Here is a 3,595-nt window from a genome sequence, read left to right as displayed (position 1 = left end):
GCTAGGGCGCATCGGCGGAGCGATGTGAGCACTACCCCATCAACACGAAAGGCCCGCGAACATGTCGCGGGCCTTTCGCTAGCTATGCACCGTAAGCGCGTGTCGGTTAGCGGGACGCGCCGGTTCCGGTCCCGGTCGTACCGACCGTTGCGGCCCTTACTTTCGGTCGGAGTGTCAGGACGCTGAGTTCGTGCGGAGAAGCCGCCGAGGGGGCGACCTGCGTCTGTTCCTGGACATTCGCGGCTCCCAACAGCCCGACTTGCACCGGCGAGATCGGCAGCCCCTGCACTTCATAGGTCGGCAATTCCGCAGCGAAGCTGGTGGTGCCGCCTGCGATCGTGATCGCGACCATGGCTGCGATGGTTAAAGAAGTTTTCTTCACTGCAATTCTCCTGGATAGATTCGTAAGCCAGAAGATAGCTCTTTTGCTGCGTTGCGGTATGCGCCTTGTTGCATTGCAACAATGCAGGATTGCGATCCGTCGCTTCGCCTAGCGATTTGTTTCGCTACGGGCGCCAGGTACAGGGATCGCGTTGCTGAAATTCGAAGGGAAACAGAATGATCTTCCGATTACCAGCCGACTGTCATCCAAATGACACGTCGATTGAGATCGACCAGCCGATCACATTTTTCTGAGATAGCGGACGACGATCTCGACGCGCGGTCAGCTCGCAATAGCCATGCCCCTCACCGCGCCATCGGCCGGTCCTGATCGTACAGCACGCGGACGCGGATGGTGCCGTTCACAGCCCGTAAGTCCGCCAGCAATCCCTCGCCCTCGCCGCCGACGACGTCGGTCTCGAGCACGACGTAGCCGACCTCCGGATCGGTTTGCAGGTATTGCGCCAGGATATTGATGCCATGGCGGGAGACGGCGTCGTTCACCTGGCGCAACACGCCGGGGACGTTGCGGTGCACGTGGATGAAGCGGGTGCCGGTCGGCCGCGCCGGCAATTGCACCTGCGGGAAATTGACGGCGCCGAGCGTTGAGCCGACATCCGAATAGTCGATCAGCTTGCGCGCGACTTCGCCGCCGATGCGGTCCTGGGCCTCCTCGGTGGAGCCGCCGACATGCGGCGTCAGGATCACGTTGGGGAGGCCCTGCAGCGGCGAGACGAAGCGGTCCGCATTGGAGGCCGGCTCCACGGGGAAGACGTCGACGGCCGCGCCGGCGAGCCAGCCCTCGCCGAGCACGCGGGCCAGGGCATCGAGGTCGACGACGGTGCCGCGCGAGTTGTTGATGAGATAGGCGCCCTGCCTCATCTGCCGCAATTCACGCTCGCCGATCATGTTGGCGGTGGCCGGCGTCTCCGGCACGTGCAGGGAAACGACGTCGCTTGCCGCGAGCAGTTCGTCCAGCGTCTCGACCGGCTCTGTGTTGCCGTGGCGGAGCTTGTCGGTCTGGTCGAAGAAGATCACGCGCATGCCCATGGCTTCCGCCAGATTCGACAATTGCGAGCCGATATTGCCATAGCCGACGATGCCAAGCGTCTTGCCGCGCACCTCGCGGCTGCCCTCCGCGGACTTGTCCCAGCCGCCGGCATGCGCCGCGACCGAGCGCGGGAACACCTTTCGGAGCAGCATCACCACCTCGGCGATGGTGAGTTCCGCCACGCTGCGGGTGTTGGAATAAGGCGCATTGAACACGGGGACGCCGAGTCGCCGCGCCGCATCGAGATCGACCTGGTTGGTGCCAACGGAAAAACATCCGACCGCGATCAGCCGATCGGCGGCCTCAATCACGTCGGCGGTGAGCTGGGTCCTGGAACGAATCCCCAGCATATGCACGCCCGACAGCGCCTGCTTAAGCTCCTTGGCGCCGAGCGCCTTCGGCAGACGCTCGACTTCGGTGTAACCGTTGGCGTCGAACAGGCGAACGGCAGAATCGTTCACGCCCTCCAGCAGCAGGACGCGGATCTTTTGCTTGGGCAGAGACAGGGGCATCGGTCGTCCGATCGTGGTCTGGCCGGGCCGATCGTCGGAATTTGGGCTGGCCCGGAGGAGCGGACGGATATCCGCCCTTGCCGCCCGAGGCAACCGCTGAGGCGCAAATGGCCGGCGCTCATGGTCCGCCTACCGCCGATCGGCGCTGCGGCCCCGCCACCGGCTCCGTCGGGCCCTCACCCGCCCAGCACATTCCCCCATCCGTCGAACAAGAACTCCCGCCACGCGACCGCCCCGTCGGCGCGCGCGTTGCTGGTGCGGCGGAAGTCGTCGGCTTCGTCGCCGATCCAGGTGACAATCTCGTCCGTGGCGCGGTCGTGCAGGATCGCGGGCTCGGACGGGTCGAAGTTCATCATGGGATGCAGGCTTTGCTGAGCTGTCATGCTCCGATAACGCGCTGGAGACCACGAAGGTTGCGCTCGATCGATCACATGCGTTCGAATTACATCGGTAACGTCATCGACTGGGCTCCGGGCCTTGCAGTCATCCCAATGCCTCAATCAGCTCCAAATCCTGTTCGTCGCGCGCCAAACTTATGCTGAGCTATCGCGGTGTCCTTGCAATTCGAACTTGATCGGCGGCAGAGCGGCTCGATCGGCACAAGTGCCGTCGGCACGGCCGCGTTACGATGGACGATGACCGCCCTTGTGGCTGCCGTCTGGATCAGCGCGGCGATCTTCGGTTTGTATATTGTTGCGATCTACCTCGGCGCGCTGGTGGATGGAAATCTTGATCAGTGGAACCGGGATCTGCCGCGCCTTCACGATGCGCACTCGCTGATGGCAACAATGGGTATCGGGCTGCATTTCGCGGCCGGCACGGTGCTTCTTCTGCTCGGTCCATTGCAACTGATCAGCGCCGTGCGGGCGAGAGCGCCGGCGTTTCACCGGTGGGTCGGCCGGCTCTATGCATTGTCGGCACTTATGGCCGGCTTGGGCGGGCTCGCTTTTATCGCCGTGCAGGGCACGATCGGCGGGACACCGATGAATATCGGTTTCAGCCTCTATGGCGCGCTCACGGCCATCGCCGCCGTCGCAACGTTCTGGCATGCGCGAGGCAAACGCTTCGAGCAGCATCGTGCCTGGGCGATCCGGCTGTTTGCGCTGGTGATCGGGTCATGGCTCTACCGGATGGATTACGGATTCTGGGCATTGCTCGGCCATAACATGGGTCACACGCCGACGTTCGACGGGGGTTTTGACGTCGTGATGGCGTTCTTTTTCTACATTCCCAATCTGATTGTTGCCGAGGCGTTCATTCGCGCACGCCAACTGCGCTCTGCTGCTTACGTCAAGGTCGGAGCGGCGATTTGCATGGGCGTCGCCGCAGCGTTCATCGCAGTCAGCACGTATTATTTCACCGCCTTGCACTGGGGACCGAGGATTGTGCAGAGGCTGCTTTTGACCTTGTGATAGTGGGCGGCGGCCGATCATCGTCGGAAGCAGCAGGACTGCTGTCTTACTTCGCAGCTCGGCTCCTTCGCCCCAGTCCAGAGAAAAGACCGGCGGGCGTTACGCCGCCGGCCTTCTCTTGTAGCTGCCGGCTCCCGGGTCCGGTTCCGCCACAAATTGCTGTGCCCTTAGGGGACACCCGCAAGTTTAATAAAATCTTAACAAGGCAAAAGTGGCCTGGATCACACTTTGCGGGCAGC

4 protein-coding genes are annotated in these 3,595 nt (G+C 62.8%); 1 reads left to right on the top strand and 3 read right to left on the bottom strand.

The window, feature by feature from the left end; translation table 11 throughout:
* Positions 1-106 precede the first annotated feature (106 nt).
* The 3 genes from CWO89_RS41890 to CWO89_RS41880 all read right to left on the bottom strand — a co-directional run bounded on the left by CWO89_RS41890 (position 107) and on the right by CWO89_RS41880 (position 2,327).
* Positions 107-382: a hypothetical protein gene (locus tag CWO89_RS41890; protein WP_130584080.1), complete on the bottom strand. Its 276-nt coding sequence runs from the start codon at positions 380-382 to the stop codon at positions 107-109.
* A gap of 305 nt (positions 383-687) precedes the next feature.
* On the bottom strand, positions 688-1,944 hold the full coding sequence (serA, locus tag CWO89_RS41885; RefSeq protein WP_130584079.1) for a phosphoglycerate dehydrogenase: 1,257 nt from the start codon (positions 1,942-1,944) through the stop codon (positions 688-690).
* 176 nt (positions 1,945-2,120) lie between these two features.
* A complete protein-coding gene (locus CWO89_RS41880) occupies positions 2,121-2,327 on the bottom strand; it encodes a hypothetical protein (RefSeq protein WP_130584078.1) in 207 nt (68 codons plus the stop codon).
* Between the two features lie 174 nt (positions 2,328-2,501).
* Here CWO89_RS41880 and CWO89_RS41875 point away from each other — a divergent pair, with 174 nt between their 5' ends.
* Complete coding sequence (locus CWO89_RS41875; RefSeq protein WP_245476819.1) at positions 2,502-3,356, top strand: DUF2306 domain-containing protein; 855 nt, start codon at positions 2,502-2,504, stop codon at positions 3,354-3,356.
* Positions 3,357-3,595 lie beyond the last annotated feature (239 nt).

The sequence above is a fragment of the Bradyrhizobium sp. Leo170 genome, assembly GCF_004296405.1.
GTDB lineage: Bacteria > Pseudomonadota > Alphaproteobacteria > Rhizobiales > Xanthobacteraceae > Bradyrhizobium.
This window is presented reverse-complemented; position numbering and strand designations above follow the sequence as displayed.